The sequence below is a fragment of the Paenibacillus baimaensis genome (assembly GCF_025567575.1).
In genome coordinates, this window is record NZ_JAOQIO010000084.1 from 129,358 (window position 1) to 146,025 (window position 16,668).

Annotated in this window: 16 protein-coding genes; 15 read left to right on the plus strand and 1 reads right to left on the minus strand. The window is 46.7% G+C overall.

Annotation, left to right across the window (positions count from 1 at the left end; translation table 11 throughout):
* Nucleotides 1-103 precede the first annotated feature (103 nt).
* From OB236_RS19775 to OB236_RS19800, 6 genes are read left to right on the plus strand one after another with little or no spacing between them, the layout of a single operon-like run.
* The gene (locus OB236_RS19775; RefSeq protein WP_262685545.1) at nucleotides 104-1,765 is read left to right on the plus strand and encodes an extracellular solute-binding protein; all 1,662 of its coding nucleotides are present in this window, start codon (nucleotides 104-106) and stop codon (nucleotides 1,763-1,765) included.
* 36 nt (nucleotides 1,766-1,801) lie between these two features.
* On the plus strand, nucleotides 1,802-2,692 hold the full coding sequence (locus OB236_RS19780; protein ID WP_262685546.1) for an ABC transporter permease: 891 nt from the start codon (nucleotides 1,802-1,804) through the stop codon (nucleotides 2,690-2,692).
* Nucleotides 2,693-2,709: 17 nt separating this feature from the next.
* Nucleotides 2,710-3,597 (plus strand): carbohydrate ABC transporter permease, encoded by an 888-nt coding sequence (locus OB236_RS19785; protein WP_262685547.1) that lies wholly within the window; start codon nucleotides 2,710-2,712, stop codon nucleotides 3,595-3,597.
* Between the two features lie 33 nt (nucleotides 3,598-3,630).
* Nucleotides 3,631-4,353, plus strand: coding sequence for an SDR family NAD(P)-dependent oxidoreductase (locus tag OB236_RS19790; protein ID WP_262685548.1), 723 nt, complete (start codon nucleotides 3,631-3,633; stop codon nucleotides 4,351-4,353).
* Between the two features lie 26 nt (nucleotides 4,354-4,379).
* Nucleotides 4,380-5,015, plus strand: coding sequence for a ThuA domain-containing protein (locus OB236_RS19795; RefSeq protein ID WP_262685549.1), 636 nt, complete (start codon nucleotides 4,380-4,382; stop codon nucleotides 5,013-5,015).
* A 36-nt stretch (nucleotides 5,016-5,051) separates the two neighbouring features.
* Complete coding sequence (locus tag OB236_RS19800) at nucleotides 5,052-6,263, plus strand: MFS transporter (protein ID WP_262685550.1); 1,212 nt, start codon at nucleotides 5,052-5,054, stop codon at nucleotides 6,261-6,263.
* Between the two features lie 76 nt (nucleotides 6,264-6,339).
* On the opposite strand, the gene OB236_RS19805 is transcribed toward OB236_RS19800, so the two are convergent.
* Nucleotides 6,340-7,446 (minus strand): helix-turn-helix transcriptional regulator, encoded by a 1,107-nt coding sequence (locus OB236_RS19805; protein WP_262685551.1) that lies wholly within the window; start codon nucleotides 7,444-7,446, stop codon nucleotides 6,340-6,342.
* Between the two features lie 142 nt (nucleotides 7,447-7,588).
* On the opposite strand from OB236_RS19805, the gene OB236_RS19810 reads away from it, so the two are divergent.
* The 9 genes from OB236_RS19810 to OB236_RS19850 all read left to right on the plus strand — a co-directional run bounded on the left by OB236_RS19810 (nucleotide 7,589) and on the right by OB236_RS19850 (nucleotide 16,608).
* Nucleotides 7,589-8,578, plus strand: coding sequence for an ABC transporter substrate-binding protein (locus OB236_RS19810; protein WP_262685552.1), 990 nt, complete (start codon nucleotides 7,589-7,591; stop codon nucleotides 8,576-8,578).
* Nucleotides 8,553-9,329, plus strand: a complete 777-nt coding sequence (locus OB236_RS19815; RefSeq protein ID WP_262685553.1) for an ABC transporter permease — start codon at nucleotides 8,553-8,555, stop codon at nucleotides 9,327-9,329. Before OB236_RS19810 ends, OB236_RS19815 begins: the two co-directional genes overlap by 26 nt.
* Complete coding sequence (locus OB236_RS19820) at nucleotides 9,319-10,026, plus strand: ABC transporter ATP-binding protein (RefSeq protein WP_262685554.1); 708 nt, start codon at nucleotides 9,319-9,321, stop codon at nucleotides 10,024-10,026. Before OB236_RS19815 ends, OB236_RS19820 begins: the two co-directional genes overlap by 11 nt.
* Before the next feature lie 17 nt (nucleotides 10,027-10,043).
* Nucleotides 10,044-10,778, plus strand: a complete 735-nt coding sequence (locus OB236_RS19825) for a class I SAM-dependent methyltransferase (protein WP_262685555.1) — start codon at nucleotides 10,044-10,046, stop codon at nucleotides 10,776-10,778.
* Nucleotides 10,779-10,807: 29 nt separating this feature from the next.
* The gene (locus tag OB236_RS19830; RefSeq protein ID WP_262685916.1) at nucleotides 10,808-11,890 is read left to right on the plus strand and encodes a saccharopine dehydrogenase family protein; all 1,083 of its coding nucleotides are present in this window, start codon (nucleotides 10,808-10,810) and stop codon (nucleotides 11,888-11,890) included.
* Between the two features lie 73 nt (nucleotides 11,891-11,963).
* Nucleotides 11,964-12,986, plus strand: a complete 1,023-nt coding sequence (locus OB236_RS19835; RefSeq protein WP_262685556.1) for a GNAT family N-acetyltransferase — start codon at nucleotides 11,964-11,966, stop codon at nucleotides 12,984-12,986.
* A gap of 170 nt (nucleotides 12,987-13,156) precedes the next feature.
* Complete coding sequence (locus OB236_RS19840) at nucleotides 13,157-14,323, plus strand: epoxide hydrolase family protein (RefSeq protein ID WP_262685557.1); 1,167 nt, start codon at nucleotides 13,157-13,159, stop codon at nucleotides 14,321-14,323.
* 101 nt (nucleotides 14,324-14,424) lie between these two features.
* Nucleotides 14,425-15,348: a helix-turn-helix transcriptional regulator gene (locus OB236_RS19845; protein ID WP_262685558.1), complete on the plus strand. Its 924-nt coding sequence runs from the start codon at nucleotides 14,425-14,427 to the stop codon at nucleotides 15,346-15,348.
* Between the two features lie 672 nt (nucleotides 15,349-16,020).
* Nucleotides 16,021-16,608, plus strand: coding sequence for a sensor domain-containing protein (locus tag OB236_RS19850; protein ID WP_262685559.1), 588 nt, complete (start codon nucleotides 16,021-16,023; stop codon nucleotides 16,606-16,608).
* Nucleotides 16,609-16,668 lie beyond the last annotated feature (60 nt).

A 16,668-nucleotide genomic window follows, 5' to 3' on the forward strand; every position in this document is an offset into this window, starting at 1 on the left:
CAAACAATAACACAACATATTACTGACAGCTTTCTAAGCCGGGTTATTGAGGAATCGGTCTATAATGAAACTGTTCACAAAATACAAAAGGAGGTCTTGGCTCATGTTTAGAAAAAGAAAAGGCTTGAGTGCACTCATCACTATTTTGTTATCTGTTAGCTTGGCAGCCTGCTCGACTGGCAAAGATCTGGCAGAGCAGGGGAAGAGCAGCGATGGAAAACCAGAGAAGGATATCCCGGCAGGTCCATTCGCTAAATTTCCGGAAACGATTACAGTCAAATATGGAAAACCATCTTCGGTCGATGTCAAGCTGCCGCCGGGGGACAGTCAGGAAAACAATGAGTTCGTAAGATTTATTTCGGATAAATTAAATATTAAATATGAGCATACTTGGCAAACACCAGATGGTGACCCTTATAAACAAAAGATTGATTTGGTAATTGCAAGCGGCGACGTCCCTGATGTGATGTTCGTAAACGAAACCCAATTAAAACTGTTGGTGAATTCTGATTTAGTAGCTGATTTAACTAGTGCGTACGATAAGAATATTTCTCCGGAATTACGAAAAGTGTTTGATTCAACAAAAGAGCTTAGCTTATCACAGGCAACCTTTAACGGCAAGTTAATGGCTATTCCGAATTCTCAACCCGGCGCCGATGCGATGAATGTGCTCTATATCCGTAAGGACTGGCTGGATAAGCTGGGTTTGCCGGAGCCTAAGACATTAAGCGACATTGAGAACGTAGCAAAGGCGTTTATAGAACGCGATCCGGGAGGAAACGGGAAAAATAATACACTCGGCCTTACCGGAACACAGGATATTATAAATATCGGAAGCAGTATATTCGGATTTGATACGATATTCAGTTATTACGATGCTTATCCTGAGCTTTGGATCAAAAACAAATCAGGTAATGTTGAATACGGTTCCATACAGCCCGAAAATAAAGCGGCGCTGGCGAAATTAAGAGAGATGTACGCAGCTGGAATCATTCATAAGGAATTTGTAGCCGAAACAACAAGCACAGGCAGAGAAAAAGTGATCAGCGGGAAGGTCGGGATGTTTTTCGGACCCTTCTGGATGGGAAGTTTTATGTTGATGGACAGCGTCAAACAAAATCCTCAAGCTGAATGGATACCACTAGCCGTTCCGCTAGACGGCAAAGGCAATTTTAAAACACATACGATGTCACCGACTTCCAGTTTCCTTGTCATTAGCAAAAAGTTTAAACATCCTGAGGCCGTTATTCGTACGCTGAATCATGAATATATTATCGATCAGAGCTTAGGAGTGGATTTCTATAAAGGTCAAAATGTCCCGTACAAAAGGGTAAACCTGCCTTTCGGACATATGATGGCTCCATTTGATGAAAAGGAAATTCGAGTGAGTGGAGTGGATAAAGTTATTGCCGGAAAGGCCGATTACAATTCTCTTCCATCGCCGGAAAAATTGCAGTACGACAGAATTAAGTTTGAAAAGGAAAATCCGAAGAAGGATTTGACCGCTTGGTCGACCACGCTTAGCTCCGCTACGACGAGAGCCATGCTGCAGGACAATGTGATCAAGACATCAGGTGTCTTTTATGGAAAAACTCCAACGATGGGACGCAAATGGGTCAATTTGAAAAAAATGGAGGATGAAGTATTCATCAAAATCATCATGGGCAGTAAACCGCTCGAAGCCTTCGACGAGTTTGTAACGGAGTGGAAAAAGCTCGGAGGTGATGAGATCACAAACGAAGTGAGAGGCATGCTCAAGCAATAGGTATAAGGGTTAAGATGAACAGATTGGAGCTACGCTATGAGATCGAAACATCATGTTTGGAGTTACTACGCGATGATTGCACCTGCAGCCATTCTTGTAATCATCTATGAGATACTTCCGTTATTCGGACTTGTTATGGCATTTCAGGATTTTATTCCGGCCAAGGGCATATTCAACTCGCCCTTTGTCGGGCTGGAAAATTTCAAGTATATGTTCGAGCTGCCCGAAAGCTCCCGGATATTTTTTAATACGATTTTTATCGCTGTCTCCAAAATCATCATGAATTTGGCTGTTCCACTCGTATTTGCACTCATGCTGAATGAAGTTGTTCAACATACGCTCAAACGTTGGATTCAAACGATCGTATATTTACCACATTTCATGTCATGGGTCATATTGGCCGGGGTACTGACCAATATGCTGTCAACTAGCGGCATTCTCAATTCCATGCTGAAAGGAATGGGGATTGAACCGATATTTTTCCTGGGAAGTAATACCTGGTTTCCGATCGTCATTGTTGGCAGCGATGTATGGAAGGAGTTTGGATTCAATGCCGTCATATTCATGGCTGCATTAACAGCGATTAATCCAAGCCTGTATGAGGCAGCCAAAATAGACGGAGCCAACAAATTACAGCAAATGCGTTACATCACACTAACGGGTATTGCACCCACGATTGTTTTATTAGCTTGTCTTGGGATAGGTAAAGTAATGAATGCCGGCTTCGAGCAAATTTTCAACCTGTACAATCCATCTGTCTACGAATCAGGAGATATTATTGATACTTATGTATACCGCATTGGCATGATTCAACATCAGTATGGCTTGGCTACGGCTGTAGGTGTGCTGAAATCGGTCGTTGGATTTTTGCTGGTGGTCATTTCATGGAAGCTGGCAGATAAGTGGGCCAATTACCGCATTTTCTGAAATCAGGGGGAGACACGATGTTCACAAAGCAGCAGAGCGTCGGCGGGAAGCTGGCATACCTGGGATTGCTACTTGTTTTAATCATCATCACGGTCATATGCCTGGCACCGATTTGGCATATGGTTGTGCTGTCCTTCAGCGATAAATCTGCGGCTGCGGGCGGGCTAGTTACCTTTTATCCTATAGGCTTTACGCTCACTCCCTACGAGTATATTTTGCAGGATCAACGGTTTTTCAATTCTTTTCTGATTTCGATTCAACGTGTGCTGCTGGGAGGCGCTCTTAATTTTATACTGACGGTATTGGCGGCCTACCCCTTATCCAAGGAACGGTCAGAATTTCCGGCGAGAAATAAGCTGATGTGGATATTCGTATTTACGATGATGTTTAACGGCGGCTTGATTCCCTGGTACATGACCGTAAAAATGACTGGGATTATGGACACGGTATGGGCGCTTGTACTGCCTACAGCTGTGCCGGTGTTCAATGTTATTCTGCTGATGAATTTTTTTCGCGGCATTGGTAAGGAAGTGGGGGAAGCTGCCACGATGGATGGTGCGGGTCCTTTTGCTACGCTGTTCCGAATTTATATCCCGATGTCGACAGCAGCTATCGCGACGGTTACGTTATTCAGTATTGTGCATCATTGGAATTCGTTTTTTGATGGCATGGTGCTTATCAATGATCAGAACCGGCAACCGCTTCAGACGTATATCCGTTCACTTGTGATATCACCCTTGTTAAGCAACATGAGCAGCACTGACATGGAGGAGTTAATGAAGCTGTCAGAAAAAACGTTCAGTGCGGCCAAAATAGTCATTACGATGGTACCCGTGCTGATGGTATATCCGTTTCTTCAGAAATATTTTGTGACTGGCATTTCACTTGGCTCTGTCAAGGAGTAGACCATAAAACAATCAATAAGGAGTGTAGAGCATATGGGAAAAGTGGCTTTTGTAACGGGTGCGGACAGAGGTTTGGGGTTTCACATTACCCAATGGTTGCTGGAGAACAAATACAAGGTGTTTGCCGGGCAATATTTGGAGGAATGGAACTTTCTTGCGGATTTGAAGCTCAGCCATCCAGAACAATTGGAGCTGGTGCCATTGGATATCGGCAGCAGCGATAGTGTGAAACGGGCCGCACGTATGGTATCCGCCAAGACCGGACATGTAGACTTAATAGTAAATAACGCGGGGATAGGCAATCGCGCCGACCATGCGAATGTTCTGGTTGAGCTCGATTTTGATGTGATGATGCAAATCTATAACGTCAACACACTGGGAGCTTTGAGAGTTAACAACGCACTTATGGGGCTGCTGCTCCAAAGCGAGGACAAACTGATTGTGAACATCTCCTCGGAAGCTGGAAGTATCAGTGAGAACAAAAGAAAAGCATCGTACGGCTACTGCATGTCGAAAGCAGCTATGAATATGCACACATCCATATTGCATAATCATCTGCGGGATATGGGAGGACAGGTTATGGTGTTTCACCCCGGTTGGATGCAAACCTATATGAGCGGTAAGCTGAATCCGGACGCTCCTATTTCTCCGGAAGAGTCTGCCGGGAAGATTATGTCTCTGGTCCAGGATCATAAAACGTATTTGGCTGACCAACCGGCCTATTTGGATCTAAATGGAAAAAAATGGACATGGTAAATCAAAAACGAGAGGAAGCTGCCCCTATGCAAACCAATCAAGCTTTAGCTTTAGGTGACTATAAGCATGCAAAATATCATCCATTCACAGATGTAGATCGGGAGCTTGAAAAGATTTTTGAAGGCGAATTTGCCGTTACAACTACAGAGGACTACGGGCAGCTGGACCCGAGGGTTCTGGAATCGTATTCACTAGTGATCTCCTACACGGAATTTGCCAAGGAGCCGCTGCCATCCGCTCAAACCGCAGCGCTGCTGTCTTATGTGGCTAATGGGGGTGGACTGCTGGCCATTCATAACGGGATTTCGCTTCAAAGGAGTCAGGAGCTAGGGACGATGCTGGGTGCTAAATTCACGGGTCACCCGCCCTTTACAGCCTTGCCGATCAAGACTTCGGGGCACAAGCATCTGATCACTGAAGGTATCGATGATTTTGTTATGGATGAGGAACCGTACCGGTTTGACATGTATCCGCACTATCAGACTACAATTCTCGCCGAATATGAGCATGATGGACAATTGTGGCCAGCCGCATGGACACATGAATACGGATTAGGCAGAGTCGTCTATTTAATGCCTGGACACCAGCTGGCGTCCTTTAGTGTAGAGCCTTTTCGGGAGCTTATTCGCAGAGGCGGGTTATGGGCAGCTCAATTATTGTAATGGAGTCCGTGTATACAAAGGAGATCATGGAGAGAAATGCTTGAGGCTACAAATAAAAAAGCAAATTATACCGTGCTGCTTGCCATTAGCTTGGCTCATTTCATTAACGATGCCCTTCAAGCTGTCATTCCAGCTTCCTATCCGATCCTGCGTGATTCCTTACATTTAACGTATACTCAGATCGGCATCATCACCTTCATTTTGTATTTTTCTTCATCGGTCATGCAGCCTTTTGTGGGGATGTTTGCGGACAAACGGCCAACGCCTTATTTATTGCCAATCGGAATGATTATTGCTCTAATCGGAATGCTTGGTTTAGCCTTTGCACCTGCCTATGCGGTCCTGCTTGCTGCCGTTGGATTAGTCGGTGTAGCATCTGCTGTGTTCCATCCTGAGGGTGCACGAATCGCCTATTTAGCCGGCGGTGAGCGTAGAGGCTTGGCGCAGTCCATATTTCAGGTCGGAGGAAACTCCGGCGGAGCGATGGCACCCTTAATGACAGCGCTGATCTTCTTCCCATTTGGCCAGTTCGGGGCTGTATGGTTTACCATGATCGCAGCCATAGGCATGATGATTCAGCTATGGGTAGCCCAATGGTATCGGCAGCACCTGCTGGTAGGTCAACGCAAAGGCCAGTCCAAAGCTCCGGCATCACGATTTGGCCAGCATGAAAAGAAGATCAAAACTGCGATAATCATTATTTTGTTGATTGCTTTTGCACGTTCATGGTTCGGAGCCAGTATTTCAACTTATTTTTCATTTTATTTACTTGAGCGTTTTCAGATGACGGTTCCCGAAGCTCAAATTTTCCTGTTCATCTATATGGGTGCGGGAATTATCGGAACATTTTTTGGAGGGCCATTATCTGACCGGATCGGCAGGAAAAATGTCATCCTGTTATCCGTTCTTGGCTCAGCACCATTCGCGATGCTTCTACCCCATGTGGGTGAAATCTGGGTATATCCATTGCTATTTTTGCTTGGTATCATTAATCACAGCAGCTTTTCTGTAACCGTTGTGTATGTACAAGAATTAGTACCTGGTAAAGTAGGCACGGTCTCAGGACTCATAACAGGTCTATCGTTCGGCTTGGGTGCGGTTGGGGCTGTGGCATTGGGTGGCCTGATTGATTTAACAAGTCTTACTATTGTGATCACAGCATGCTCATTCATGCCTTTAATCGGTGCGCTCGGGTTACTGCTTCCTTCTGACAAAACGATTCGAGAATGGTCCAAAGCGGTTACGTAAACACTCTACCAGCTTATAATTAAAAGAGAAACTGACACCTGCTAGCAGGGAAGCCAGTTTCTCTTTTTTCATTATATCAGTCCATGTTCGGTACATTGGCATTCGGCAGACTGAAACGGGAGAACAAGCTCCATATGAGTTCCCTTCGGCTCGTCATGCCGGTTTTCGTGAAAATCGATTTCATATGATCTTGAACCGTATAGGCGGAAATATGCAGAGAGCTGGCGATTTCTTTCGTGGAGAAACCCCGTAATACCGACTCAAGAATTTGTTTCTCTCGTAATGAAAGTCCATGGGCTTCCGCCATAAAGGGCATAATATCCAGTGGCTTCGCCGTTTCGAAGCAAACTGCCAGCAGCATGGAATCAGAGGGTCCGCTTAACCGACTTGCCCGGATAACCAGAAATTGTCCATCTGGTGTATAAAAGCAGACTTTGGACGGGTACGCTTGGTCTGGATATGGAGTATGGTTCGATTGGGCGCGAGCACACACCGCTCGAACAGGCCGGGGCAGCGTGGTGCTGTCGATTCGTTCCCATTTGCGAAGCAAGGAAAGCCAATAATCGGCCGCTGCATCAGAGGATAGGGTGGTAAGGCTGTTCGACAAAATCAGGATGCCAGCGTCCATGTGCACCTGCTCCGATTCATGAGTCGTCAGCTTCAGGCTTCTCTTGCGCAGCATCTGAGAAATAGCAGGGACCAGAGAGGAAACGCAGGAACGCTCAGCCTCCCCAAACACAGGTTGATTCTGAGCACGGAATAGAGTCAAATACCCCCAGCATGCGCCATCGCTCACCAAAGCCGCTCGCATTTCATCGCCAAAGCCTGCCGGACTGAGAATGTCGCGGTAGCGGGAGCTCTTCTTCAATTGACCATTCGTAGCCCCACTGAGTGTGGCGGTGGGGTCATCAGCTTGGACCAAGCTGGCGTATTTATTGAAATCTTCGTGCTGGTATTCATTTTCAAACAGCAGGTGATGAATTTTTTCTACACTATGCTCCGTAACAGCCCCCGTTGAGAGCAGTGTCCTCGGATCAACAGTCGTGCAACAAGCCGCATCGAACGGTACGACGCTGCGTAAGAGTTGGATTACCATTTCCCGATAATCCGAACCAGATGCAGGACTCGTTTCCAGTGCAGATATCTCTTTGGTGACGGCTCTTATATGTGTATGAACGCTCATGTCGCTTCTCCTCGTACAAACCGGTATGTGCTTTCTGTAAGAATCCCAGATTTGTGGGATTGTCCGTACCGACTACATCCTTATAATTGAGAATGATTCTTATTGTTATTCTACTATATAAAAAAGGGGATGAAAAGAAACTATGCTGCGTCGTCGTACCCTGCATTTGTTGTTGTTGACTCTGACCGGTCTCATTATTCTTTTAGGTGGTTGCTCCAGAAGTGCGGAAGACGTTAAGGAAACAACGGTCCCGTCGACAAATGTGGAAAATGTGGTCCTGTTATCTCCGAAAGCACCTTCTCTGATTCCAGCATTGCTGGCCGAGAAGAAAGGGAGTCCAGATATGAAGCTGAAGGTGGAAACATGGGATACCATTGAGCAGTTGCTTGCTCGTATCCAGAACGGAAATGTACCATTTGTTGCCGCACCGCTTAATCTTGGGGCCAATATTGCTGCAAAGGGATTGCCGCTGCAGCTGCTTCATGTCAATACGTGGGGTTCCATGTATTTGATCTCTACTTCACCTGATGCACACCGTCTGGCTGATCTGACCAATGAGACGGTATATATTCCCGGACAAAGCGGCCCGCCCGATATTGTAACCCGATTTTTGCTGAGAAAGGAAGGGCTGGATGGAAAGATCAAGCTTGCTTATTCTACCGTTCCAGAAATGATGCAGCAGCTTGCAGCAGGTACCATTAAGTATGCTGTGCTGCCAGAGCCTATGATCAGCGGATTGCGTGTGAAGCTGGATGGCAGGTTATATGAAGTTATCGATTTCCAGAAAGCGTGGCGGGCCCAATTTGGAGAGGATTTACCGCAAACAGGTATTTTCGTGAACCGTGAATGGGCTAAGACACATACCAAGGAAGTAGCGCAATTTCAGATTATGTATCGGGATGCGCTGAATGAGACGGTTCTAAGGCCAGAGGAATCGCTTAAGTTGTCTGCTGAAGCATTCGGTCTCCCGCAAGCCGTACTATCTGCTGCCATGACCAAGATAAGTTTGGTTTATAAAGATGCCAGGGATGCCAAGCCGGAAGTAGAGCGATATTTTCAAATTTTGCTGCAGGACGCACCGGAATCGATAGGAGGCCGGCTGCCTGATGCGGGTTTTTATTACGGTCTATAACAAATGGCCAGGCAGCTATACCTTTCTTGTTATTCTTGCCATCTGGGAGGTTGTGGCCCGTGTATACCCTGCTGTTATTCTTCCTTCACCACTTGAAACCTTACAGGCGCTGCTTCATATCGCTGGAAACGGACATTTATGGGAGCCGTTGTTGATTTCCTTCGTACGTCTAGCGATTGGTTTTGGTATAGCTTTTGTCATTGGAACTGGACTTGGAATTGCATCAGGCTGTAACGATAAAATATACGCATTCGTGCGGCCAGCGGTGACACTGTTACAATCCGTACCTCCCGTGTCATGGATTCTTTTGGCTATACTATGGTTAGGGATAGACGGAGGGGCGCAGATTCTGGTCGTCGTGATTGCCCTTTTTCCAGTGTTTTTCTTTAACTCAGTGGAGGGCATCCAACAAGTACCTAAGGATTTGCTTGAAATGGCAAGCGTCTTTCGTGTTCGTCGTATGAAGCGAATCCGGGACATTTATTTGCCGGCCCTGCGGCCTTACTGGTTGGCAGCCCTCACCATCAACATCGGCAGCGGATGGAAGACCATCGTCATGTCGGAGTTAATCAGCGGCCAAACCGGAATAGGCGCAGCAATGAACACCTCACGATTATATTTGAAGACGGATGAAGTGATCGCCTGGACACTGCTAGTTGCTCTGTTGGGAATGAGTCTGGAATGGTTAATGCGAACCTACTTCTACGGAAAGCATAAGGAAAGAGAGAACAATAAACGCTATGCGGTTTGAACAAGTGACCAAACATTACGGTAATCGAACGATTATGTCGGAGCTATCTCTTGAGCTTCATGAAGGGCAAATTACTTGCATAATGGGCTCCTCGGGTATTGGTAAAACGACGCTGCTGCGAATGGCGGCAGGTCTGGAGCTGCCGGATTCCGGAATCATAGAAAGAAGAAGCGATATGCGAATCGGTTATGTATTTCAGGAGCCCCGGTTATTGCCATGGAAAACGGTACTGGACAATGTTCGATGGGTGCTCGATGATCGGAAGCGTGCGATTAGAGATGAGGATATTGCGGTTTGGTTAACAGAAGCGGGATTGGCGCATGCGCTGACAAGCTACCCCGATCAGCTCAGCGGTGGGATGAAGCAGAGGGTTTCCTTGATCCGGGCATTCATAGCCAATCCGGGATTGCTCCTGATGGATGAGCCTTTTCAAAGCCTGGATGCCGCAACTCGGTTGGACATGCAGAAGCTGCTGCTGCGACTATGGCACAAGAATAAACCAACCGTCCTGCTCGTCACGCATGATCTGGATGAGGCTCTTGCTCTTGGATCTCGTATCGTAGTACTTACAGGGGCAGGTTCGCTTGCGATGGACATTTTCCATGCTGCAGCCGATGTCGGAGCTGACACCATGCGGTTTACGGCAGACGATATCGTTAAGCTGCACAAACTTGTCAATGGACATCAATCAACCTAAGGAATGGAGCGATAACAATGAACAATCCTCAATCAAGAATGAACTGGAATAGCCCGAATGTGAACCGCTATGGAGAGACGATCTCCTTAAAAATACCTGGTTACGGACTACTGCATGATATGACGGATCGCATATTGAACGCGATCAACCATAGTGAAGATACCGAAGATACCAGCTTGGATGTGCTAATCGTTGGGGCAGGCGGCGGTCATGAGATTGTGACGCTGGGCAGCAAGCATGACAATTGGACATTTACAGGTATCGATCCCTCCGAGCCGATGCTGAAGATCGCGGAATCAAGGATCAATCAGGCGGAGCTTGGGGATCGGGTATCTTTAATAAAAGGAACCGTCGATAAACTACCGCTTGAAAAGCGTTACGACGGTGCAACTTGCATGCTGGTCCTGCATTTTGTCAAAGGCATGCAGCACAAGCTGGAGCTGCTTCGCGGGATCTCCGCGCGACTGAAGCCTGGTGCTCCTCTCTTGCTTGCATCGCTGAACGGTGAGCCGCAGACACAACAGTTTGCCACTCAGATGCAAGCCTGGGAAACTCATATGCTGGATAACGGAATTACACAAGAGGAATGGGAGCGATTCGCCGCTTCTATCGGTCAGGAATCAGATCCAATTTCCGCAGAAGACGTGGCAATGTTGTTACAGGAAGCTGGATTTACTCACACATCACGTTATTTTGGTTCTTATTTAATAGAAGGATATTTTTGCTTCAAATCCGCCGATACGATGGAATAGAGAATACAGCATACGGGGTCAGGAGAATTATTGTGAAAAATCATATGATGGTAGTTGGTGGTTACGGTCAGGTAGGACAAATGATCTGCAGGGATCTGGGTGAGTTATATCCAGGAAAAGTGATTGCGGCAGGAAGAAGCTATGATCGTGCTGAGCAATTCTGCTTAACAACCGAGGGTAAGGTAAAGCCTTACCAGATCAATATCAAGGAAGCCGTTGATCCGGAAATATGGAAGGATATCAAGCTGGTCGTGATGTGTCTGGATCAGATCGATCCTGCATTTGCACGGACTTGTTTTAACAACGGAGTGCATTACGTGGACATTTCTGCTGATGATTCGTTTCTTTCACAGCTGGAACATCTGCATGAGGAAGCCGTAGCAGGTCAAGCAACGGCGGTGCTGAGCATTGGACTTGCGCCTGGGCTGACCAACCTGTTGGCTGCTCACGCCAAACATCTGATGGATCAGACGGATGTCATAGACATATCGATCATGCTGGGATTGGGCGACCAACATGGTAAAGCGGCTATCGAATGGACAGTGGATAACCTGGGCACGGATTTTACTGTGATGCAGGCTGGAAGTAAAGTTGTTGTATCCAGCTTTACGGACGGTAAAATAACGGAATTTGGGTCAGCGTTGGGACATAGAAAGTCTTATCGGTTCAACTTTGCTGATCAGCATGCTCTATCGCGAACACTGGGTGTGCCACTTGTATCCACCCGGCTCTGTTTCGACTCGGCGTCCGTGACCGGCTTGCTGGCGTGGTTAAGAGTAGGCGGAGTGTTCCGTTTATTGAAGTTGCAGCGGATTCGTCATGCTGTCATCCAATTGTTCGGTAAGCTGCGATTTGGAAAAGAGATGTTTGCCGTGAAAATTGATGCGTGGGGGAAAAAAGGTCAAGATGACGTGTTGATAGAATGTCTGGTTCAGGGGATCAAGGAAGCCACTATTACGGCAAAAGTGGCTGCTACTGTAGCAGATAGGGTTTACCGCTCTGTATTGCCGCATGGCGTGTATCATATTGATCAGTTATTTGAATGGGAAAATTTGCTTCCTTCGCTTCCTCCTGAGGTTATGATTGACATACGAATAAACGACTATAGCTAAAATCTCCGTTGTAACATTCTGGAAGAACAACTACACTTTTGATATAAATTGAAAGTGGAGAGAGGTTATCACCATGTCCATTGCGCTGCGGCCCTTGAGGCTGCCGGAGGATTATGCAGAATTAGCAGAGCTATTAAACACATACTGGTCAGAACCAACCACGGCAGAGAGGCTTGAGGAAGACGATGCCAAGCTTTACGAAGTAGGCCATACCTACATCGATGATAACGGGCTGCTTGCAGGCTATGATCGCGTACGTCAGGTTGCGGTTACAGAGCAGGGCGTGATCGTAGGTTTTGTTTGGGCTTGGCGGGCACCCTGGACAGAGCCCGGCCATCTCAATAACACGCTGATCGTAGCTAAACAGCACCGCAATCAAGGTGTGGGGCAGCTTCTCCTGCGCCATGTGACAAATTGGGGAATCCAGCTTGGAGCTAGCCTACTTGTAGTGGAGATTTGGGATGACAGTACGGAATCGCTTCAATTTGCTGAACGTAGAGGGTTTATAGTTGAACGTCATTCTTTTCAGTCCGTGCTTGATATGGAGAAGGTCGACTTGGAGCGTATGAATGACCATGATCTTTTCCGTGCACTGGAGGGTGAAGGGGTGCGGTTCTCTACGTTAGCCCATGAGGCTGAAGAGGGGAGCGAGCAGAGGCTGTACGAGCTCTACAAGGAGACACTTCAGGATATACCGGGGTATACAGGTGAGGTCCCAGCCATTGATGAATGGCGTAAGTGGTACTTGAAGGTCGATGGCTATGCACCGGAACAAGTCATTATTGCGATAAATGGTAATAAATATGTGGGTGTATCCAATGTATTGCACAATCAGCTGACCAACGGAATGTATCATGAGTATACCGGTGTGAGTAGAGCTTACCGTGGTCGTAAAATCGCGTTGGGACTGAAAATAAAAGCAATAGAGCTTGCCAAACAGCGTAATGCCGCTTATATCCGTACGGACAATGACTCCACGAACGAGCCCATTCTTCGAATTAATCGGCGTTTAGGGTACGCGCCATTGCGAGGCAAAAATCGGATAATTGCCAAGCTGCAGGATGTATGGAATCATGTCCAGGGTGGACATGGATGAGAATCCGCCATACAATGCGAGAGGTCCATACTCTTTAGAAATAGATATGTATAACGAAATAAATGTTAAGCCCCCTCGTAACCCTGACAGTATGCTGTCAGGGTACTTGCTTTATGATTAGAAGTGTAAAGAAGAAACATAGAGACCCCAAATTCGAGGAGGCACTTCTAATGACAACGATTAACCACACATCAAACCATGTAGACACTGAGATTCGCCCTTTCCACATCGCCATTCGACAAGCGGATCTTGATGAACTGCACTACCGCTTGTCCCGCACTCGCTGGCTTGAAGCACTTCAGGATGCTGGCTGGAAGTACGGCGTGTCGCTTCCGTATGTGAAAGAGCTGGCAGCTTATTGGAACAATGAGTATGATTGGCGCAAGCATGAAGCGCGTTTGAATGAATTCCCACAATTTACAACGACGATAGATGGGGCCCATGTGCATTTCCTGCATGTCCGTTCACAGGAGCCTGATGCGATGCCGCTCATCCTCACACATGGTTGGCCAAGCTCGATCGTGGAGTTTTTGGAGCTGATCGGTCCGCTTACAGATCCTCGGTCTCATGGTGGAGATCCGGCGGATGCCTTTCATCTCGTCATCCCTTCTGTGCCTGGATTTGGCTTCTCTGGTTCTGCTCTCGAAGCCGGCTGGAATATAACTCGTATTGCCCAAGCATGGGCAGAGTTGATGGAACGTCTCGGTTACGAACAATATGGTGCTCATGGCAGTGATTGCGGTGCGCTCGTTTCCCGTGAGATGGGTATTCAGAAGCCTGACGGTCTGCTCGGTATCCATGTGCTGCAGTTATTCTCCTTCCCATCAGGCGATCCCGCTGAGATGATAGACCTGTCCGCAGATGATCAGAGCCGACTTCAATTTCTGGCCAGCTTTCATGAACGGGCAGGCTTCAACGCGATTCAGCAGACCCGGCCACAGACGTTGACGTATGGTTTGACTGACTCTCCGGCAGGCCAGCTCGCCTGGATCGCTGAATTATTCAATGGGTTTGGTGACCATGTGGACTTCATTAACCGTGATGCGTTTCTGACGAATGTAATGCTGTATTGGCTGACCAATACGGCGGAATCCTCCACTCGCCTCTACTATGAAAATGCACATAACAGCGAACAGGCTGTGCAAGGCCCTAATACGACCGAGACCGGAGTTGCTGTGTTTGGCTACGACTTCAAGTCGATGAAGCGTTTTGCAGAGCGCGATAACACTAACATTGTACATTGGTCGGAGTTTGAGCGTGGTACACATTTTGCCGCCATGGATGCGCCGGATCTTTTGGCACCCGACCTGCAAAGCTTCTTCCGTCGCTTCAGATAATGACATGATTTCCTTGTATAAGAAGGTTAAGTACGGTTACGTGTAGAAAACAATAAGAATCTGCAAGTGTGACCATTAAACTCGGCAAGGAGGAGCTTCAAGTGAAACTGGATCGGTTGCTTGCCATTACGATGACTTTACTCAATCAACCCCGCGTCAACGCAACTGAACTGGCTGAGCGCTTTGAAGTTTCTCTGCGTACGATCTATCGGGATATGGAATCTATTAATCAGGCTGGAATCCCGATTGTTTCATTTCCTGGCTCGGACGGAGGATATGAGATTATGTCCGGATATCGTATAGATAAACAAGTCTTATCTCTCGATGACTTTTCGTCTATTTGTTCGGCATTGAAAGGAGCACGCTCTGCTACCGACAGCTCGGACATCGATGGGCTTTTGGAGAGAATCAATGTCTTGATGCCGACTCCATCCAATGCCGCCAATACGGTTCATGTGGATCTTGATTTCACCCCAACCCCCAATGACAAGGTGAAAATCGCCCCTCTTCGTCAGGCTATTAAAGAGCTGCATATCATCCGGTTTGACTATTTGGATAGCAAGGGAACGGAAACAGAAAGAACGATCGAACCGATGGGATTGTTTCTCAAAGGATATGTTTGGTATTTGTATGGCTACTGTCTCAGTCGATCTGCTATGCGTGTATTCAGGCTTTCCCGTATGATTAGGCTGCGAAGCTTGCCCGAGCTATTCGTCCGGCGCGCTTATACGCTGCAGGATGTTGAACAGCAGTTCATGAGCCATGCTAATTTTTCCAAGGTGCGAGCGGTTCTGTGTTTTAATCAAGAGGTCAAGACGAGAGTACGGGATGAATATGGTTATGACCAGATCATAGATAACCCGGACGGTACGATATCAGTAACGGCACATTATTCCTCCACGGAAAAAGCGGTTCAGAACATTCTTAGCTACAGCAGCTATGTCAAGCTGTTAGAACCTCCCGAATTAATTGCCGAGCTGCAAGGTCATATTATGAAAATGGTCCAGATCTACAAGGTCGACTGATTCGATACCCAAGTGCTGCCGCGGGCGGTTGGAACGAGTATGGAGAGGTGATAGGGGGAGAAGGTTGATAGCCGTAGGAGCCGTCTTGATCAATATCCGCTATTTGTGTACAAGGATATTACCTATTTTCCAATGACATGGTACGATTCCAGGTTGTTGGGATTGGCAAGATTATGGCAGAGCGACTAATGCAGCAACGAAGTACGCGCTAATGTGGAGGAGTTCCTTATGGAGTTCCTCTATTTGTTTATAGAGTGGGAAATACGGAATTTTTATCTATACAGGATCTGCGTACGCTTCAATCTCTTGTGAATCCTGTGGGCCCTTCGAGCTTGTCTTAGTATTTGTCTGAGATGCGGTTTCGTTAGGTGCTGCTGAATTTGAAGGCCATGCTGTACAAACAGTTGATGATAATAATAGAGCAGTGAGACTGAGGCTGCGAGTCATAGTTAACATGGTTCATTTCTCCTTATAAGTTTGATGTTGGTCTCATGAGTATCCCAAACAGGTTGTCATTTTAACAAGTTACCTTCTGTCATATCTTTGCATCCTGCGCTGAAATGGGCTGGTTTCCATGTCATATGACATTTAGGCACTGGTCTATATGACGTAGGGAGGAATAGACTGTGGATGACTATAAGAGTCTCAAAACAACCTGGGAGGGAAATGAACATGCACAAACGATTCGTGAGTAATACGCACAATATGTACTTTTTGTTTCTAACATTTATAACGGGATTGTTTTACTTTTGTTTTTATTTGGTTAGTCTTATACTGGGTTTAAGCTTGTGCTTTACATTAATAGGGGTTCCGATACTCTCTTATGTGATGCGCACGACACAAACATTTGTACAATACGAGCGTATTCAAACCAAGCTTTATGCTGATATCACGGTGGAGCCTTATCCAGAGAAACCACGCATAGAGGGTACCTTGTGGGCACAGGCTAAAGATGAGCTGCTCGATCATCGGAACTGGAACGCTATCTCTTGGTTAATGCTGAAGTTTATTATTGGACTTATTGCTCTAATTAGTGCCGTATTTGTATATGTGGCTCCTGCCCTATTCATCCTGACCCCGGTTCTATTCCAGGTTGTCGATATCCAGTTGATGGGGATGCCTATCGATACATTCACCAAATCTCTTTATACGATGGCTGGGGGATTCGTTCTTGCTATTGTAGGTGCTTGGCTGGGAAATGGTCTGGTTCGAATGGTAGGGGGTTACACGCGTCATATGATTAACAGGTTAATCCGGTAGGACTTCCTAATTAGATAGCGATATGAAGTGAAACAGAAGGTTTGTTAGGGAGTTGATTGA

What these genes read in the sequence shown, in the direction of transcription:
- OB236_RS19775 (WP_262685545.1), top strand. Translation starts at nt 104, where the DNA reads ATGTTTAGAAAAAGAAAAGGCTTGAGTGCACTCATCACTATTTTGTTA.
- OB236_RS19780 (WP_262685546.1), top strand. Translation starts at nt 1,802, where the DNA reads ATGAGATCGAAACATCATGTTTGGAGTTACTACGCGATGATTGCACCT.
- OB236_RS19785 (WP_262685547.1), top strand. Translation starts at nt 2,710, where the DNA reads ATGTTCACAAAGCAGCAGAGCGTCGGCGGGAAGCTGGCATACCTGGGA.
- OB236_RS19790 (WP_262685548.1), top strand. Translation starts at nt 3,631, where the DNA reads ATGGGAAAAGTGGCTTTTGTAACGGGTGCGGACAGAGGTTTGGGGTTT.
- OB236_RS19795 (WP_262685549.1), top strand. Translation starts at nt 4,380, where the DNA reads ATGCAAACCAATCAAGCTTTAGCTTTAGGTGACTATAAGCATGCAAAA.
- OB236_RS19800 (WP_262685550.1), top strand. Translation starts at nt 5,052, where the DNA reads ATGCTTGAGGCTACAAATAAAAAAGCAAATTATACCGTGCTGCTTGCC.
- OB236_RS19805 (WP_262685551.1), bottom strand. Translation starts at nt 7,446, where the DNA reads ATGAGCGTTCATACACATATAAGAGCCGTCACCAAAGAGATATCTGCA.
- OB236_RS19810 (WP_262685552.1), top strand. Translation starts at nt 7,589, where the DNA reads ATGCTGCGTCGTCGTACCCTGCATTTGTTGTTGTTGACTCTGACCGGT.
- OB236_RS19815 (WP_262685553.1), top strand. Translation starts at nt 8,553, where the DNA reads ATGCGGGTTTTTATTACGGTCTATAACAAATGGCCAGGCAGCTATACC.
- OB236_RS19820 (WP_262685554.1), top strand. Translation starts at nt 9,319, where the DNA reads ATGCGGTTTGAACAAGTGACCAAACATTACGGTAATCGAACGATTATG.
- OB236_RS19825 (WP_262685555.1), top strand. Translation starts at nt 10,044, where the DNA reads ATGAACAATCCTCAATCAAGAATGAACTGGAATAGCCCGAATGTGAAC.
- OB236_RS19835 (WP_262685556.1), top strand. Translation starts at nt 11,964, where the DNA reads ATGTCCATTGCGCTGCGGCCCTTGAGGCTGCCGGAGGATTATGCAGAA.
- OB236_RS19840 (WP_262685557.1), top strand. Translation starts at nt 13,157, where the DNA reads ATGACAACGATTAACCACACATCAAACCATGTAGACACTGAGATTCGC.
- OB236_RS19850 (WP_262685559.1), top strand. Translation starts at nt 16,021, where the DNA reads ATGCACAAACGATTCGTGAGTAATACGCACAATATGTACTTTTTGTTT.